We start from the raw sequence: 17,829 nt of genomic DNA on the forward strand, positions 1-17,829 counted from the left end.
GCCGGGCGACGACCCGCCTACCTCCCCCACCCGGACGCGGGCCCAGGTCCGGGCGCCGGCGCCGGTACCGCCGCCCGACGGCGCACCCGAGCCCCCGGCGCGGTGGCGATCAGGCTGCCCGCGTGACCGGTCAACGCCCGGGCCGTGCCCGGTTCCGCCGGCTCGCCGGCCAGCGGGGCGAATCCGGCGGTACCCGTCACCGGTGGCCTGGTGGCCAGCCGGCCGTCCCGATCGGCCGCGTACAGCCGCCCGTTCATCGCGGTGAGCGCGATCGCGCCACCCGCGGAGCCGAGCGCGCGCCACGGCGCCCGGGCGTCCGGGTCGGTGGGCAACTCGGCGGCGGACACGTGGTGCAGTGTGTCGTCGGCGGATACCGCGAACAGGCCGCCGTCACAGAGCGCGAGCGCGATCGTGTCGGCGGGCAGGCGGGCGACCGAGGTCCACGGCGCGGGCCGGGTGACCGGGGCACGGCGCAACAACCGACCGTCCGCCGTGACCGCGTACAGCACCAACGGCAGCGGGCCGGACGCCTCGCGCGCCGCGGCCAGCGCCACCACCGATCCGGCGATGCCGAGCGCGCGCCACGGCAGGTTCTGGCCGCTGACCTCGCGGCAGACCAGCGCGCCGTCGGTGTCGACCGCGAACAGCACGTCCTCGCAGGCCGCGAGGGCGCGGATGTCGCCGGTGGGCCCGATCACCTCCCACTGCGGCTGCCGGTCGGCGGCCAGCCGGTCGAGCACGTTGCGGGTGACCCGGTCCACCACCGGATCGGCCAGCGCGCTGCCCCAGTTGATGGTGCCGGCGTTGAACACCGTCCCGGCGCCCAGCCGGAAGGTGCCCATCACCGCGTCGCCGCCCTGGCCGTAGCGGGCCCAGTGCCGCAGGTCGGCGGTGGCCAGCACGACGAAGGTCGGCGGGGTGCCGTCCCGCCCGGTGGCGCGCGGGACGCCGCGGCTCCAGTCCAGTTCGGCCGCGTCCGTCTCGTAGCCCAGCGCGCCCTGGGCGAACTTGTCGCCGTCGGCCAGCCCGGTGCCCGCGAAGACCCAGTGGTCGGTGAACCGGGCGATGTAGGCCTCCTCCCGGATCACCTTCATGCCCTCTCCCCACGCGCCCGCGCCGCGTCGGAAGCTGAGGCCGGTCATGGTGTTCTCCGGCCGGTTGACCGGCGCGCTGGACCACTCGACGGTGACCCGCTCGGGATCGATCGCCGACATCGGGTCGGCGACCGCGTCGCGATGGCACACCATGGTGCGGCCGTCGTCCTCCAGGCGCATCTGCCACCACGCCGTGTTCCCGGCGAAGATCGCGAGGTTGCCGCCGCCGCGGACGAAGCCCTCGACGGTGTCCCGCTGTTCCCGCGACCAGTACTCGTCGTGCCCGTTGATCACCAACAGCCGGTAATGGCCCAGCAGTTCGTCACCACCGTGCAGGTCCAGGCCGGAGCAGAACTCGACCGGCCGGCCGGTCGCCCGCAACCAGCGAAGCAGTCCCTCCTCCCAGCGCTCCGGTGGTGGTCCGCCGCCGGGCCGGTCGAAACCGACCCGGGCGGCGCGGTCCGGCTGTTCGGCGTAGTACAGGCCCTGCCCGGGTACGCCGGAGCGGTTGTACGCCTGCCAGGTGGCGAACGGCACCGACACCAGGATCGGCGCGCCCGCCCCCGGCTGTGCCGCGCGCACCACGAACCAGGCCTCGTGGTCCAGGGGTTCGACGCCGGCGAGCGGGGTGCCGTCGTCGAACACGGCCCGGTAGAGCGAGCTGGGCCAGTCGTCCGGGATCTCCAACTCCCACATTCCACCGTCGACCCGGGTGCGCGCGAGCACGCGTTCGGTGGTCGCGTCCACGACGGTGACCTCGCCGCGGACCTCGCCCCCGCCGGTGCGGGCGAGGTGGAAGCGCAGCCGGCCGCCCGCGACCACGGACGTCGCGCCGGCGTACGCCAGGATGCTCATGCGACCGGCTCCGCCACACGCTCCGCGAAGCCGGTCAACGCGCCGATCGGCAACTCCCGCCCACCCGCCGCGCGGACCAGCAGGTCCTCCAGCGCCACCAGATGCGCCTCCAGCGCGTGCACCGGCAGGTACGCCGTGTCCCCGGTGACGCTGACCACCAGCGCGTCGCCCTCGGCGACCACGTGCATGCAGTACCGGCACGCGACGAACTCGTGCCCGCCGGCCGGTTCGACCCGGCTGTGCGTGCGCGCCGCGTCCAGTTCGGCGGTGGTCGGCGCGGGGCCGGCCGCCGGCGGCCGATCCACCAGGCGCATGTCGTTGAAGCAGCAGAACGGCCGGATCGGGGTCCCGCGTTCGGCCGTGATCCGCCGCATCAGCTCGTTCCACCGGTGCGGGTCGTAGCCGGCGCTGCGGTACGCGCGCAGCGAGGCCTGCCACGCGGCGGGCAACAGGTCGGTGAAGCGTGCGGCAGGGTCCAGGTCCAGGACGAACAGGCCCTCCTGGGACAGGGTGGCGACCAGGTCGCGGCTGTCCGCGCGGAACCGGTTGGCCACGATCGGCAACATCACCGCGGTGTCCCGCCCGCCCGCGCGCGCGGCCAACACGGCGGCGCCCGCGAGCAGTACGGCGGACGGGCTGATCCGATGGCGCACCGCGACCGCGTCGGTGGCCCTGGCCAGCGCCGCGGACACCAGGCGCACGGTGCGAAAGCGCGGCGCGGCGGGTTCGGCGATCACGTCGGCGAACACCGTCGGGGCGATCCGCCGGTAGTGCGTCTCCCAGTGCGCCAGCGCCGATTCGCCGCGGCGCAGGCCGATCGTCGAGGACTGTTCGTGGGCCAGGTCCAGTGGTCCGGCCGAGGTCGGGCCGCCGGCCGAACCGCGCCGGATCAGCAGCCGCAGGTCGCGCACGAGCACTTCGACGCCGTGCCCGTCGGTGGCCACATGGCACAGCGCGAGCGCCACGTAGCGCACCCGGCCGCCGTGCACGATCAGAGCGACCCGGATCGGCCACGCGCCGAAGTAGTCGAAGCGGGTCGCCCCCAACCGCTCGGCCACCGCCGCCGCGACGGTGTCGGCGTCCTCCAGCAGCGCCGCCTCGACCACCTCCACGGCCAGCGCGCCCACCGGGTGCCGCACCTGCCGGGGTTCGCCGTCGGCGGCCACCAGCCGGGTTCGCAACGCGTCGTGACGTTCCATCAGCCGACCCAGCGCGGCGCTCGCCCGGGCCACGTCCACCGGCCGACCGCGATCGGCGATCGGCAGCACCCGGGTCATGTTGAAGTAGTGGTCGCTGGGCGCGGTCCGCCGAATGGCCTGCCAGATCGCCCGCTGACCCCACGTCAGCGGCGCCTCGACGGGGCCGCCGGCCGCGACCGCGAACTGCGCCGAGACGCGATCGGCGCCGGCGACCGGATCCTCGCCCGTGACCCGGGATCTCGGCGCGCCGGTGTCAACCATCACCCACCGCCGCGCCGTTTCGGGTCAATCGCTCGACCAGGCCGTCCAGGTCCTCGACGAAGTCGAGGTCGGCGTCCAGGTCGAAGAACACGTCGAACTCGCCCTCCAGCGCGTCGATCAGCCGCAGGAAGGTCAGCGAGCTGACCCCCACCGCGGTCAACGAGCCGTCGTTGTCCAGCACTTCGCGCGCGCTGACCTCGCCGTCGCTGACCTCGGCGATCAGCGCGGCCACCCGCTCGCGCAGCGCCCCCGCGCTCACGCCGCGTCCCCGGCCAGGCGCCGGCGCAGGCTCAGCGGGCGGATGTCCGGCCAGACCCGGTCGATGTGCGCCGAACACTCCTCGCGGGTGCCGACGAATCCGGTGGGTACCCACCCGGCCGGCGGATCGGTGCGCAGCGGCCACAGCGAGTGCTGCTCCTCGTCGTTGACGACCACGCGGTATTGGCCCTCGGGGGTTTGGGTGTCGGTGCTCATCGCTGCTGCTCCTGGAGTTCGCGGATGGCGTCCGTGACGCCGGTGACGGTCGGGGTGTCGAAGAAGACGTCGAGCGGGACCTCGACGCCGAGCCGCTTGCGGATGCGCGCGGCGATCCGGGTGATGGTCAGCGAGTGGCCGCCGAGGTCGAACAGGTCCTCGTCCACGCCGATGTCGTCCAGCCGCAGCACCTCGGCCCAGATCGCCCGGACGGTCTCGGTGACCTCGTCGGCGGGCGCGCCCGGGGCGCCCGCGGGATCGGTGGGGTCGATCGGCTCGGGCCGGGCCGGGACCGGCTCGGGCAGCCGGGCGCGGTCGAGCTTGCCGTTCGGGGTGAGCGGGAAGGCGTCCAGCACGAGGAAGGTGTTGGGCACCGTCGCGGGCGGCAGGGTGCGGGCGAGGTGGGCGCGCAACCGGTCTGGCGTCACCGGGGGCCGGCCGGCCTCGGGCACCACATAGCCGACCAGGCGGGCGTGTTCGCCGTCCGCGTCCAGCAGTCGGACCGCGGCCTGGGCGATGTCCGGGTGTGCGGCGAGCAGGGTCTCGATCTCGCCCAGTTCGATCCGGTGCCCGCGCAGTTTGACCTGGGCGTCGGTGCGCCCGACGTAGTCCAGTCCGCCGCCGGGCGCGTGGCGGACCAGGTCGCCGGTGCGGTAGAGCCGGCTGCCGGGCGGTCCGAAGGGGTCGGCCACGAACCGCTCGGCGGTCAGCCCGGGGCGGCCCAGATAGCCGTGTGCGACGCCGTAGCCGCCCAGGAACAGCTCGCCCGCCAGGCCCTCGGGGACCGGATGCAGCCGGGCGTCGAGCACGTACGCGCGGGTGTTCGCCAACGGGAGCCCGATCCCGGGCGGCGCGTCGCCGGCCGACTCGGCGTAGGTGGACCACACCGTGGTCTCGGTGGGGCCGTACACGTTGATCAACCGGCCCACCGCGCCACGCAGTTCGGTGGCCAGCGGGGCGGGCAGCGCCTCGCCGCCGGTGATCGCGGTCAGCCCGGGACGGTGCAGGCCGGCCGCGAGCAGCACTCGCCAGCCGCTGGGCGTGGCCTGCACGTGGGTGATCGCGTAGCGCTCCAGCAGGGCCAGTTGCGCGGGGCCGTCGCGGTGTCGGTCGTCGGCCACCAGCACCACGCGCGCGCCGGTGATCAGCGGCAGCAGCAGTTCGACGGTGGAGATGTCGAAGGACAGCGAGGTCAGTCCGAGCCAGCGGTCCGCCGAGGTGGCGCCGAGCCGGTCGCGCATGGTCGCCAGCAGGTTGGCCAGCGCGTGGTGCGAGACCTCGACGCCCTTGGGCCGGCCGGTGGAGCCGGAGGTGTAGATGACATAGGCGGGATCGCCCGGTTCGGGACGGGTCGGCGGTTCGACCGGGCCGGGTTCGGGGCCGAACCGGTCGGGGCCGTACAGGTCGGGCCCGGTCAGCGTCGGGACCTCGGCGGGCGTGCCGGCCGGTCGCGCGCCGTCCGCGGTGACGAGCGCCGCGACGCGCGCGTCGGCGCGGATGAAGGCGAGCCGTTCGGCCGGGTAGCCGGGGTCCAGCGGCAGGTAGGCGGCGCCGGCGGCGAGCACGCCGAGCACGGCGGCCACCTGTTCGCCGGTGCGCGCCAATTCGATGCCCACCAGGTCGCCCGCGCCGATCCCGGCCGCGCGCAGCCGGTCGGCGAACACATAGGCCGCCGAGGCCACCTGGCGATACGTCAGGAACCGTCCCGCGCACACCACGGCGACCGTGTCCGGGGCGGCAGAGGCCCGTGCGGCGAACAGGTCGACGACGGTGTCCCGGGCCGGGTAGGGCGTGTCGGTGGCGTTGTCCGCGTGCAGGACGCGGACCAGTTCGGCCTCGTTCAGCAGCGGCAGGTCGCCGATCGGCAGCTCGGGGTCGGCCAGCGCGGTGGTGAGCAGGGTGGTGAAGTGGCCGGGGATGCGCGCGGCCACGCCCGGCGCGAACGCGTCGGTGGGTACGTGCAGCGCGCCGTCGATGCGATCGCGGCCCTCGACCAGTTGCAGATGCGCGGTGTTGCGCGCGGTCGGCGGCAGCACGATCCACTCGACCCGCGCCTCGACGCCGGGGAAGACCGGTTCGATCGCGCGGGTGCGCCGCCGGTAGCTGACGGTCAGCTCGGTCAGTGCGGTCCTGGGGCCGAGCCCGCGCACGGTGTGGCTGTAGGGCACGTCCCGGAAGGCGTACAGGGCGCGCAGTTCCGCGCGCAGTTCGCGGGCGAACGCGCCGAATTCCCGCTCGGAGCCCGGCCGCGAGGAGACGGGGAGTTCGTTGACGAACAGACCCACGCGGCGCAGGTCGGCCGGGGCACGGGTGGACAGTTCCACCGCGGTGCGCACGCGTGGGTTGCCGTAGCGGAACAGCAGCGCGTGCCAGGCCGCGAGCAGGAGTTCGAAGTGGGTGACGCCGAGCCGCAGCGCGGCCTCCTCCAGCGCGGCGACCGATTCGGGGCCCAGGGTGAACGGCACCGCGACGCCGGGCGCGGGTTCGCGGCCCGTGCGGGTGGTGGGCAGCAGGCCGGGTAGCACGGCGCGGCCCGGCTCCTCGCGGTGCCGGGCCCACACCGCGGTGGAGTCCGTCTCGGGTCCGGCCGGCCCCGCGCCGGCGGCCTCGATCGTCTCCGCGAGCGCGCGTGCGTCGACCGCCGTGCCGGTCGCGGCCGTGCCGTCCCGGGCCGCGCGATAGGCCCGGGCCAGGCCCGCCACCACGATCTCCTTGGACGTCCCGTCGAAGACCACGTGATGCGCGGTCACCACCAGCGTGTGCCGGTCGGGGGCGAGGGTGAACAGCGTGAAGCGCGTGAGCGGCCCGGCGTACAGGTCGAAGGGCATGGCGAGTTCGGCGCGGATCAGCGCCTCGACCGTGGCGTCGTCGGCGGGCGCGCGCCGCATCGGCGCGGGCGTGGCCGGCACCAGTCCGGGCGTGCCGTCGGCCTCGCCGACCGCCGACGCCAGGACCGGGTACCGGGCGATGGTGGCCGCGCACGCCGTCTCCAGCGCCGCCACGTCCAGCGGGCCGTCGAAGCGCAGCAGCACCGAGAGGTGGTAGGCGGACTCGGCGGGCAGCGTGCGCTCGGTGACCCACACGCCCAACTGGGCGGCGGACAGCGGCGCGAAGGGCAGCGCCGCGGCGTGCGGTGCGGTGCCTCGCACACCTTCGCCCTCGGTCGTCGGAGGTATCTGATCGTTCGTCACAGTCATGGTCGGACCTCGTCGTCCAGGAGCCGGCGCAGCTCACGCTTGAGGATCTTGCCGCCCTCGTTGCGCGGCAGGGATTCCCGGAACAGCACGTGTCCGGGCAGTTCGTGTGCGGCGAGGCGCTCCATCAGGAACACCCGCAGCTCGGTGGTGGTCAGATCGCCCCGGGGCACCACCGCGGCCGCGACGGTCATCCCGAGCACGGGATGCGCGACGCCGAAGGCGGCGGCGTCGATCACCCCCGGGTGTTCGTGCAGGGCGTCCTCGACCTGCAACGTGGACACCTTGTACGCACCGGACTTGATCACGTCCCGCTCGCGGTCGACCAGGTACAGGAAGCCGTCCGCGTCCAGGTAGCCGAGGTCGCCCATGCGCACCCAGCGCCCGGAGAACACCGCGGGATCGCTGTCCTCGCCGTAGTAGGAGCGCGGCGTGGTCGGCGAGCGCAGCCACACCTCGCCGGTCTCGCCGACCGGCAACACCCGGCCCGCGTCGTCGGTCACCCGCAGGTCGCGCAGCGACGCGGGCCGCCCGGGCGAGTCGGGGTGTTCGGGGTCGAAGAGCATCGTGGTCTGCGCGGGCGCGGCCTCGGTGGAGGTGTAGTAGTTGACGATCTGGGCCTGTGGGAACAGCCGGGACAGACCCAGCGCGACGCTCTGCGGCAGTGCGGCGGCGGTGGAGCCGAGCAGTCGGACCCCGGAGAGGTCACAGCGCCGCACGGCGTCCGTGCCGAGCAACTCGATCGCCATCGCCGGGACCACGAACACGCTGCCCACCGCGTGCCGTTCGATCAGTCGCGCGAAGTGGCCGGGGGTGAAGCGCGGTGCGGCGATCGCGGTCGCCTTGGCGTCCAGCGCGTTGATCAGCATGGTCTGCCCGGCGTTGGTGCCGACCGGGAAGGCGTGCAGGAAGTGCGCCGAGTGCCCCAGCGGGCGGCGGCGCGCGTCCAGCGTGCAGCCGTGCGCGAGGTTGGCGTGGGTGGCGGCCACGCCCTTGGGCGTGCCGGTGGTGCCGGAGGTGTACAGGATCTGCGCGAGGTCGCCGGGCGCGGGCGGCGGGAGTTCGCTGCCCGGGTAGGTCTCGATGTCCTCGACCGGCGCGGTCCAGGCTCCGGTGCCGGCGTCGGGCGGGGTCAGTTGCGCGCGGTGCAGCACGGCGGCGGCCCCGCTGTGTCGCAGCAGGTGTCGCACCTCGGCGGGCGCGAGGCGATCCGACATCGGCACCGCGATCGCGCCGGCCCGCTGGACGCCCAGATAGGCGGTCGCGTAGTCGATCCAGTCGCCGTTGCCGTACAACAGCGCGACCCGGTCGCCGGCGCCGACGCCGCGGGTGCTCAGCCCGGCGGCGACCGCGTCGGCGCGTTCGTGCCAGGAGCCGAAGGTCAACTTCTCCCGGCCGCTGAGGATCGCCGGGCGCTCCGCCTCCAGTTCGGCGCGGTGCGCGAGCAGCGCGGACAGGCTCTCCGGGGCCCGGCGCACGGCCGGGAGCGGGCGCGGGCGGGTGCTGGTGCTCATCTCGACACCTCCGCGAGGGCGGGCGCGGATTCGACGGCCTCGGCCCGGAGCCGGCGCTCGCGTTCCTGGATGCCGACCTCGTCGTCGGGTGGCGCGTCCGGCACGTCCCGGTCGAATCGGGCCAGCACCGGCAGACGCAGGCCGATCACCACCATCGCGACCATCGCGGCGCCGAAGACCAGGTACAGCAGACCGATGCCGCGGCCCTCGCCGTGCCCGATCACGGTGCCGACCGAGCCGGCGAGCGGTCCGTCGTCGGCCATCAACGGCTCGAACAGCCCGGCGCCCAGCGGGGCGATGATGCCGTGCCCGATCGGCAGGGTGGACCACGCGACGAGCGTGTTGAGCGCGAACACCCGGCCGTGGAAGCGTTGCGGCACCTTGACCTGGACGATCGTCGTGTAGACGCCGTTGACCAGGGACAGCGCGCAGGACATTCCGAACGCGCCGATCCCCACCACCCACAGGCTCGCGTGCAGCCCGGTGAACGCGGACGCGCAGGCCAATCCGGCGGCCAGCCACAACATGCCGCGCAGCCGCTGCCGGCGCGGGCCGCCCCAGAAGCCCATCGCGATGCCGCCGACGATCACCCCGGCGCCCGCCGCCATCGACACGCGTGCGGCGCCGCCGAGCGAGTCGAAGGACAACACCAGCGGCGTGGTCAGCAGGAACAGCGGGGACAGGAACAGGTTCAGCACGGCGAACCACAACAACATGGCCCGAAAGCCCCGGTGTCGCCAGGAGTAGGTGAAGCCGTGTCTGATCTCGGCGGTGAGCGACTCGCGGCGACGCCAGGGCAGCGTGCGCGGGAACCGCACGCACGTGATGATGGTGATCGCGACCGCGTAGCTGACCACGTCCAGGATCAGGATGCCGCGCAGGCCGATCCCGGCCATCAGCCCCACCGCGATCAGCGGGACCACGAACTGGGCCACTCCGCCCGCCATTTGCACGATTCCGTTGGCGTGGCCGAGGTATTGCTTGGGCACCAGTTGCGGCACCGCGGAGGCGTAGGCCAGGCGCTGGAAGGTGAGCGCCATGGACAACGATCCGAGCAACACGTAGATGTGCCACGGGTGCAGGTTGCCCGTGCTCAGCAACAGCAACAGCACGCCCTGGGTGCCGCCCGCGGCCACATCGCCGGCGAGCATCACCTTGCGCCGGTCCAGCCGGTCCACGATGGCGCCGGCGAGTGGGCCGATCAGGATGCCGGGCAGCATGCCGATCACCGCGTACAGCGCGAACCGGCCCATCGAGCCGGTCTCCAGGTAGATCCAGATCGGCAGCGCGAACTCGGTCAGCGCCGAGCCGGTGATGGACACCAGTTGGCTGAACGCCACCAGCAGGAACCGGCTCATCCCGGGTTGGGGTTCGCGGGTGGCGGTGTCCTTGGGCCCGCCGGGCTCCCGGGGCGGTCCGGCGGCGCCGTGGAACCACCAGGGGCCGTCCGCCTCGCGGGTGGGCAGCGCGTCGGTGTCGTGCGCGACCAGCGCCGGATGCACGCGGGTGATCACCTCGGCCAGGTCGTCGGCGCGGTGCTTGAGGAAGAAGTGGCCGGCCTCGTCGAGCATCACCAGCGCCACCCGGTCGGCGATGGCGCACCACTCGCGGAAGCGTTCCTGGTGGAAGTCGGCGGCCGGGTCGCGGTCGCCCATCACGGACACGACCGGGGCGCGCAGTCGGGGCCGGTCGTCGGACAGCGCCTCGGTGAAGTACTCCTCGGCGGCCGCCGAGTCCCGGCGCATGTTGCCGATGATGAACTTCATCTGATCGGCGTCCAGGTCGGCCATGTCGGCACCCATCGAGGTCAGCCAGTTGGCGTACACCCGGTCGCCGAGCAGCGGTTCGAGCGCGGCGACCTTGCTCAGCGCGCTCAGCACGCGGCCGCGCGGGCGGGCGAAGGGGAACTGCGCGCCGATGTACACCGCGTCCAACTCGCGTCCGGCCGCCTCCAGTCGACGGGCCACCGCGACGATCAGCGCGCTGCCGACGCCGCAGTGGCCGTACAGCGCGATCGGCCCCTCGACCCGCTCCTGGATCTCGGCGACGATCCGCGTGGCGAGCTCGTCGAAGGGAAGCCGCTCCTGGGTGACGCCGACGTCGTGCCCGGGGATCGCCACCGACCACAGGTCGTGGGTGTCCGGCAACGCGTCGGCGAGCGGTTGGTACACCACCGCACTGCCCCCGCCGTACGGCACGCAGACCAGGGACAAGGTGCGGCGCACGTTCGGTACGGGTTTGCCGAGCCGGTACAGCAGCCGGGCCGGGCCGCGTTCGGCCTCGGAGAGGGTGGACAGCGCGGCGATCTCGCGGATCGTCTTGTGCGTGAAGACGTCCATCACGCTGACCGCCCGGCCGCCGATCCCCGGGAGTTGCCGGCGGGCGCGCGCGACCACCTGGGTGGCCAGCAGCGAGTGGCCGCCCAGGTCGAAGAAGTCGTCGTCGACGCCGACCTCGGGCAGTGCGAGCACGTCGCACCAGATCCCGGCGAACAGCAGCTCGGCCGGTGTGGTGGGCGGCGCGTCGGCGGCGCCCTTGGAGCGGCGGGCCGCCGGCGCCGGCAGCGCCTCGCGGTCCAGCTTGCCGCTGGGGGTCAGCGGCAGCGCGGGCAGCGCGACGAACGCGGCGGGCACCATGTAGTCGGGCAGGGTGCGCTTGAGCGCGTCCCGCGCGGCCTCGGCGTCGAACCCGGCGTTGAACCCGGTGTCGAACTCCGCGTCGATCCCGACGGTGTCGAATCCGGCGGCGTCCGGCTCGGCCGGATCGTGGGCCGGGACCACGTAGGCGGTGATGCGCTTGTCTCCGGGGCTGTCCTCGCGCACCACCACCGCGGCCTCGTCGATCCCGCCCCGGGCCCGCAACGCCGCTTCGATCTCGCCGAGTTCGATCCGCAGCCCGCGCAGCTTGACCTGGCCGTCGAGCCGGCCGAGGAAGGCGAGGGTGCCGTCCGGGCGCCACCGGGCCAGGTCGCCGGTGCGATACAGGCGGGCGCCGGGCGGCCCGAACGGGTCGGGCACGAACCGCTCGCCGGTCAGCCCGGGGCGGCGGTGGTAGCCCAGCGCGACCTGCACCCCGCCCAGGTACAACTCGCCGGGTGTGCCCAGTGGCGCGGGCCGCATCGCGTCGTCGAGCACGTACACCCGGGTGTTGTGGATCGGCGCCCCGATCGGCACGGTGGTGACCGACCCCGCGCACTCCCACGCGGTGACGTCGACGGCGGCCTCGGTGGGCCCGTACAGGTTGGCCAACGCGCAGTCCGGCAGCCGCGCGCGGAACGTCCGCACGGCGTCCGGCGGCAGTTCCTCGCCGCTGCACACCACCCGCCGCAGCGACGCGCAGCGTTCGACGTCCTCCTCGGCCAGGAACACGTTCAGCATCGCGGGCACGAAATGGGCCAGGGTGACGCCCTGTTCGGCGATCACGTCGCGCAGGTAGGCGGCGTCCTTGTGGCCGCCGGGGCGGGCCAGGACCAGGCGGGCGCCGGTGGTCAGCGGCCAGAAGAACTCCCACACCGACACGTCGAAGCTCGCCGGCGTCTTCTGCAGCACCGCGTCGGCGGCGGTGAGCCGGTAGGTGTCCTGCATCCACGTGACGCGGTTGACGATGCCGCGATGGGTGTTCGGCACACCCTTGGGCCGGCCGGTGGAGCCGGAGGTGTAGATCAGGTACGCGACGTCGTCGGGCGCGGGCGCCACGTCGGCGAGTTCGCCGGGCGCGGGAGCGGGCCAGTCCGCGAGGTCGTCCACGGGCAGGACGCGCGCGGCGCAGTCGGCGGGCACCGGCAGGCGTCGGTGGGTGAGCAGGACCCGCGCGCCCGAGTCGGCGAGCATGAACGCGAGGCGCTCGGCCGGGTATTCCGGGTCCAGCGGGGTATACCCGGCGCCCGCGCGGAGCACGCCGAGCAGGGCGGCCACCAACTCGGGCGAGCGCTCGGCGCTGACCGCGACCAGGTCGCCCGCGCGCACGCCCTCGGCCCGCAGCCGGTGCGCCACCCGGTCGGCGGCGGTGTCGAGTTCGCGATAGGTCCAGGTGCGCCCGTCCAGCGCGACCGCGACGGCCCGCGGGGTGCGGGCGATCTGCGCGGCGATCAGGCTCGGCAGGGTGGCGTCCGCCGGCACCGGCGCGGCGGTGTCGTTCCACCGGGTCAGCATCGACTCGCGCTCGTCCGGGTCCAGGCCGTCCAGGGTGGACACCGGGACGTCCGGCCGGTCGGCCAGCACCGCGAGCAGCCGGCCCAGGTGTCGGCCCAGGCGCGCGACGGCGGCCTCGTCGAACAGGTCGGTGTTGTAGTTGAACGCGCCGCGCAGCCCGTCCGGCCACTCCATCAGGAACAGTTCCAGGTCGAACCGGGTGCCCCCGGCCCGAATGCCGAACGGTTCGGCGGCGAGCCCGCGTTCGTGATCGGCGGCGTTCGCGGTGGCGTAGTTCTGTACGGCCAGCACCGCCTGGAACACCGGCGAGCGGGTCACATCGCGCGCCACGTTCAGCTCGGTGACCAACTGCGCGAACGGCAACTCCTGGTGCGCGTACGCCTCCAGGCAGGTCTCCCGGGTGCGGTCCAGGAGTTCGGCGAAGGTCGGGTCGCCGTCGGTGCGGGCACGCAGCGCGAGCACGTTGACGAACATCCCGACCAGGTCCTCGACCTCGGGGTGCGGCCGACCGGCGACCGGCGAACCGACCGCGAAGGCGCGCTGTCCGCTGTGCCGGGCGAGCACGAGGTGGAAGGCGGCGAGCAGCACCATGTACAACGTCGCGCCGCGTTCGCGGGCCAGCGCGCCGAGCCGGTCCAGCAGTTCGCGATCGACCTCGAACCCGTATCCGGCGCCGTCGAAGGTCTGCCGGGCCGGTCTGGGCCCGCGCGTGGGCAATTCCAGCGGCTCGACCCCGGCCAGCTCGGTCCGCCAGTACGCGGTCTCGCGCGCGAGCGCCTCGCCGGTCAGCCGCTCGCGCTGCCAGATCGCGAAGTCGCCGTAGGAAACCGGGGGTTCGCCGGGCGGCGCCGGGCTGCCCGAGGTGTGCGCGGCGTAGCCGGCGAGCACGTCGCGGATCATGATCTCGCTGGACCAGCCGTCGCCGACACTGTGGTGCACGGTCAGCAGCAGCACGTGGTCCCGCGGCGCCAGTCGGATCAGCAGGGCCCGGAACAGCGGGCCCTCGGCGAGGTCGAACGGCACCGCGATGGCGGCGGTGACCAGCAGGAGCGCCTGCTCCTCGTCGGCCGCCTCGACGCGGGTGAGCGGGACCGGCGCGGGCTCGGCGATGTCCAGGTGCGGTTGCCCGTCCTCGTCCACCACGTAGCGCGAGCGCAGCGTCTCGTGCCGGGCGGCCAGGTCGGTCAGCGCCCGGCCGAGCGCGTCGGTGTGCAGCGCACCGCGCAGGCGGCGCGCGATCGGGATCGTGTAGGCGACCGTGCCGGGCGCGAACTGCTCCATGAACCAAAGGCGTTCCTGGGCGTAGGACAGCGGCGGGACGGTGCCTTCCGGGCGGCGCGGGATGACCGGACCGGAGTCGGCGCGTCTGCGCAGCCGCCGCTCCAGGAGTTCGCGTTTGGTCGCGGAGAGCGTGGTCGCGCGTGCTGAAGATTCCGTGCTCATGGCTGCGGACGGTTCCTCTCGCCGGTGAGCAGCCGCTCGGCGGTGTCGTCGTCCAGGGCCTCCAGGTCGGCGACCAGGAGGTCTTCGACGGCCGCGGCGAACCCGGCGAGGGTGCGGTGGGTGAACAGCGTGCGCAGCGGCACGGTGAGGTCTGCGGTGGCGGCGATCCGGGCGACCACGCGGGTGGCCAGCAGGGAGTGGCCGCCGAGTTCGAAGAAGTCGTCGAGGGCGCCCGCCTTGTCCAGGCCGAGCACCTCGATCCAGATCTCGGCGACCAGTTCCTCGGCGGAGGTGCGCGGTGCGAGGTAGCCGTGCGCCTGGTCGGCGCGGCGGTCGGGCGCGGGCAGCGCGCGGTGGTCGAGCTTGCCGTTGGGGGTCAGCGGCAGCCGGTCCAGCCGCACCAGCGCGTCGGGGACCAGATGCGCGGGCAGCCGGCCGGCCAGGTCGGCGCGCAGTTCGGGCACGGACAGGTCCGCGGTGGTGACGACGTAGCCCACCAGGGCCTGCTCGCGCGTGACGACCGCGGCTTGGACCACGCCCGGGCGGGCGAGCAGGGCGGCCTCCACCTCGCCCGGCTCGACCCGGTGGCCGCGCACCTTGACCTGCGCGTCCAGTCGGCCGAGGAACTCCAACTGCCCGTCCGGGCGCAGCCGGACCCGGTCGCCGGTGCGGTAGCGGCGGGTGCCGGGCGGCCCGTCGGGGTCGGGCCCGAAGGCGGCGGCGGTGGCGGCGGGGCGACCCAGGTAGCCGTGCGCGACGCCGGCGCCGCCGACCAGCAGTTCGCCGGGCACGCCGGGTGGGACCGGGTTGCCGTACGGGTCGGCGACAACCAGGTGCGTGTCGCCGATGGGGGTGCCGATCGGCGGCCGGCGGTCGGCGTCGGCGGGGCCCAGGTCCGCGGTGGTCGCGATGATCGTGGTCTCGGTGGGCCCGTAGGAGTTGACCAGGCGCACCCGATCGCCGAACCTGGCGCGCCAGGTGGCCACGGCGCCGGGCCGGACCTGGTCGGCGCCGAGGATGAGCAGGCGCAGCGCGGGCGGCCAGGCGATGGTGTCGGCGCCGGTCTCGACGAGTTCGTGCCAGTAGGGCGTGGGCAGGTCGAGCACGGTGACGTCGTCCGCGCCGCCCTCGGCGAGCACGTCGGGCAGCGTGGCGTCCGGGGCGGGCAGCACCAGGGTGGCGCCGGCGGCCAGGCAGGGGTAGAGCTCCTCGGCATGCGTGTCGAAGCTGAGGGACGCGCTGTGCAACACCCGGTCGTCGGCGTGGATGTGGTAACCGCGCCGCATCCACCGGATCCGGGCGGCGAGCGCGCCGTGCGGGACCAGGACGCCCTTGGGCGTACCGGTGGAGCCGGAGGTGTAGATCACGTACGCGGGGTGCTCCGGCGTGATCTCGACCGCGTCGGCGGGCGTCCCGGCGGTGTGCGTGCGTGCGCCGCTCGCGTTTCGGGCCGGGTCGGCGGGCATCCCGGTGTCCGGGGTGTCCGCGGTGTCTGCGGTGTGCGTGCGTGCGCCGCTCGCGTTTCGGGCCGGGTCGGCGGGTGCCGCGCCGTGCGTGGCGTTCACGCGTACGACGCGCACGTCCTCCGGCAGTCCGTCGGCGTACGCGCCGTCCGTGATCACGACCCGGGTCCCGCTGTCGGTGAGCATGAACTCCAGCCGGGCGGGCGGGTATCGGGGATCCATGGGCAGGTACGCCGCGCCCGCGCGCCACGCGGCGAGCAGGGCCACGATCGCGTCCGGGCCGCGCGGGCACAGCACGCCCACCAGCGCACCGGGACGCACGCCGGCAGCGCGCAGTCGGGCGGCCAACGTGCCGACGCGCCGGTCGAGTTCGCGGTAGGTGACGGTCTCGTCGGCGGTGCGCAGGGCGATCCGGTCGCCGGGTACCCGGGCGATGGCGGCGGGCACCGTCTCGGCGGGCTCGACGGATCCGCTCGACGTCACCGGGGCGGGGTGCGGGCGGAGTTCGCGCAGCCGCGCGCGGTCCGGTGCGGTGAGCAGCGGCAGCAGGTGTACGGGCGTGTCCGGGTCGGCGAGCGCGCCGCGCAGCAGGATCTCCAGGCGCTCGGCCAGGTCGGCCACGGTCGACGCGTCGAACAGCGCGGTGCGGTAACCGAACACGGCGATCAGGTCGTCGCCGGCGCGCCGGATGTCGAGCGAGAGGTCGAACTTGGCGGCCCGATGCCCGCCGTCCTCCTCCGCCGCGGTCAGGTCGGCGAAGCGGTGCGCGGGTGCGGTGTCCTGGTCCTGGGTGTGCACGGTCAGCAGGGTCTGGAACAGCGGCGCCGGGGCGGCCGGGTCGCGGTCCACCCGCAGTTCGGCGAGGAGTTGTTCGAACGGGATGCGGTCGTGCCCGTAGGCGCCGAGCGCCGTCTTGCGGGTGCGTCGCAGGAGTTCGCCGAAGGTCGGCTCGCCGCGCAGGTCGGCGCGCAGGACCAGGGTGTTGGAGAAGTAGCCGATCGGTTCCTCGTGTTCGATCTCGCCGCGTCCGGCGATCGGCGCACCGACGGCGAAGTCGCGCTGTCCGCCGTGGCGATGCAGCAGGGCCTGGTAGCCGGCGAGCAGGATCATGAACGGGGTACAACGCCGGGCCCGGGCGACGGCGTCCAGGAGCGGGCCGATGCCGGCGATGCGGCGGGTGTGGAAGCCGGCGGCGGAACCGGTGTCGGCGGTACGCGGGCGGTCCGACGGCAGTTCGAACGCGGGCAGGTCGGCCAGTTGTCGGCGCCAGTAGTCGATCGCCCGGTCGGTGTCCGGGTCGGCCTCGCGCTGCCGGGCGGCGTACTCGGCGTAGGAGGGCAGCGGCGCGAACACCGGGTCCACGCCGTCGCGGTGCGCGCTGTAGCGCAGTTCGAGTTCGCGGCGGAGCAGGTTGAGCGACCAGCCGTCGGCCAGGATGTGGTGCAGCACCACGCACAGCACGTGTCGGGTCGCGTCGAGCCGGATCAGGGTCACCCGCAGCGGTGGAGCGAGCGCGAGGTCGAAGCCCGCGTTGACCCGGGCGGCGAGTACCCGGTCCAGGGCCCGGTCGGCGCCCGGTCCGCTCAGGTCGACGGTCTCGATCGGGACCGGGCCGGGGGGTTCGATCACCGCGACCGGGCGGCCCTGGTCGTCGGGGAATCGGGTACGCAGCGCGTCGTGTCGGGCGACGACGCCGTCGAACGCGGCGCGCAGCGCGTCCGGCCGGAGCGGGCCGGTGAGCCGCAGCACCCACGGGATGTTGTAGGCGGCGTCGCCGGGCTCGAAACGGTCCAGGAACCACAGCCGTTCCTGGCCGAAGGACAACACCGCGGCGTGCGGCCGGCCGGGCGTGCGGGCGGATGCGGTCGACGCGATCCGCTCCCGGTGCCCGGTCGGCTCGATCCGCGCCCGGGAAAGCGTTCGTTCGTCGTCCATCTCGACCCCCTCGCCGGCATCGCCCCAGGGAGGTGCGGCGCCGACCGAACGGCCGTGCCGTCTTCCCGTTTCCGGGGCCCGACGCGGGCGTCGTGCCCCGGCACGGCGGCGCGTCGGACGACCTGACGTCGCCCGATCGAAGTCCGCCCCCGTGGCGTGCGTCGGCCACGCTAGGAGTGCCATCGACAAGGTGTCAATGGTCTATACCAAATCGAATATTGGTCCAGACCTCGAAGCAAGCGGAAC

Annotated in this window: 8 protein-coding genes; all 8 read right to left on the minus strand. The window is 74.2% G+C overall.

Going from position 1 to position 17,829, the window contains the following annotated elements; all coding sequences use genetic code 11:
- Positions 1–17 precede the first annotated feature (17 nt).
- Genes ACWCPW_RS16355 through ACWCPW_RS16390 form a run of 8 tightly spaced genes read right to left on the minus strand, consistent with a single transcriptional unit; the run spans position 18 to position 17,583 of the window.
- On the minus strand, positions 18–1,949 hold the full coding sequence (locus tag ACWCPW_RS16355; protein ID WP_449762215.1) for a N,N-dimethylformamidase beta subunit family domain-containing protein: 1,932 nt from the start codon (positions 1,947–1,949) through the stop codon (positions 18–20).
- Positions 1,946–3,409: a condensation domain-containing protein gene (locus ACWCPW_RS16360; protein ID WP_449762216.1), complete on the minus strand. Its 1,464-nt coding sequence runs from the start codon at positions 3,407–3,409 to the stop codon at positions 1,946–1,948. The genes ACWCPW_RS16355 and ACWCPW_RS16360 overlap by 4 nt, the downstream gene beginning before the upstream one ends.
- Positions 3,402–3,668, minus strand: coding sequence for a phosphopantetheine-binding protein (locus tag ACWCPW_RS16365; protein WP_449762217.1), 267 nt, complete (start codon positions 3,666–3,668; stop codon positions 3,402–3,404). The genes ACWCPW_RS16360 and ACWCPW_RS16365 overlap by 8 nt, the downstream gene beginning before the upstream one ends.
- Positions 3,665–3,883, minus strand: coding sequence for an MbtH family protein (locus ACWCPW_RS16370; protein WP_449762218.1), 219 nt, complete (start codon positions 3,881–3,883; stop codon positions 3,665–3,667). Before ACWCPW_RS16370 ends, ACWCPW_RS16365 begins: the two co-directional genes overlap by 4 nt.
- Entirely contained in the window at positions 3,880–7,080 is a 3,201-nt protein-coding gene (locus ACWCPW_RS16375; RefSeq protein WP_449762219.1) for a non-ribosomal peptide synthetase, read from the minus strand. The genes ACWCPW_RS16370 and ACWCPW_RS16375 overlap by 4 nt, the downstream gene beginning before the upstream one ends.
- Positions 7,077–8,591: an AMP-binding protein gene (locus tag ACWCPW_RS16380; protein WP_449762220.1), complete on the minus strand. Its 1,515-nt coding sequence runs from the start codon at positions 8,589–8,591 to the stop codon at positions 7,077–7,079. Before ACWCPW_RS16380 ends, ACWCPW_RS16375 begins: the two co-directional genes overlap by 4 nt.
- Entirely contained in the window at positions 8,588–14,185 is a 5,598-nt protein-coding gene (locus tag ACWCPW_RS16385; RefSeq protein ID WP_449762221.1) for an amino acid adenylation domain-containing protein, read from the minus strand. Before ACWCPW_RS16385 ends, ACWCPW_RS16380 begins: the two co-directional genes overlap by 4 nt.
- Positions 14,182–17,583: an amino acid adenylation domain-containing protein gene (locus ACWCPW_RS16390; protein ID WP_449762222.1), complete on the minus strand. Its 3,402-nt coding sequence runs from the start codon at positions 17,581–17,583 to the stop codon at positions 14,182–14,184. Before ACWCPW_RS16390 ends, ACWCPW_RS16385 begins: the two co-directional genes overlap by 4 nt.
- Between the last annotated feature and the right edge of the window lie 246 nt (positions 17,584–17,829).

It is taken from the genome of Embleya sp. NPDC001921, assembly GCF_053594475.1.

Excerpts from the sequence above, each read along its gene's own strand:
- ACWCPW_RS16355 (WP_449762215.1), bottom strand. The coding sequence starts at position 1,949 with ATGAGCATCCTGGCGTACGCCGGCGCGACGTCCGTGGTCGCGGGCGGC.
- ACWCPW_RS16360 (WP_449762216.1), bottom strand. The coding sequence starts at position 3,409 with ATGGTTGACACCGGCGCGCCGAGATCCCGGGTCACGGGCGAGGATCCG.
- ACWCPW_RS16370 (WP_449762218.1), bottom strand. The coding sequence starts at position 3,883 with ATGAGCACCGACACCCAAACCCCCGAGGGCCAATACCGCGTGGTCGTC.
- ACWCPW_RS16375 (WP_449762219.1), bottom strand. The coding sequence starts at position 7,080 with ATGACTGTGACGAACGATCAGATACCTCCGACGACCGAGGGCGAAGGT.
- ACWCPW_RS16380 (WP_449762220.1), bottom strand. The coding sequence starts at position 8,591 with ATGAGCACCAGCACCCGCCCGCGCCCGCTCCCGGCCGTGCGCCGGGCC.
- ACWCPW_RS16385 (WP_449762221.1), bottom strand. The coding sequence starts at position 14,185 with ATGAGCACGGAATCTTCAGCACGCGCGACCACGCTCTCCGCGACCAAA.
- ACWCPW_RS16390 (WP_449762222.1), bottom strand. The coding sequence starts at position 17,583 with ATGGACGACGAACGAACGCTTTCCCGGGCGCGGATCGAGCCGACCGGG.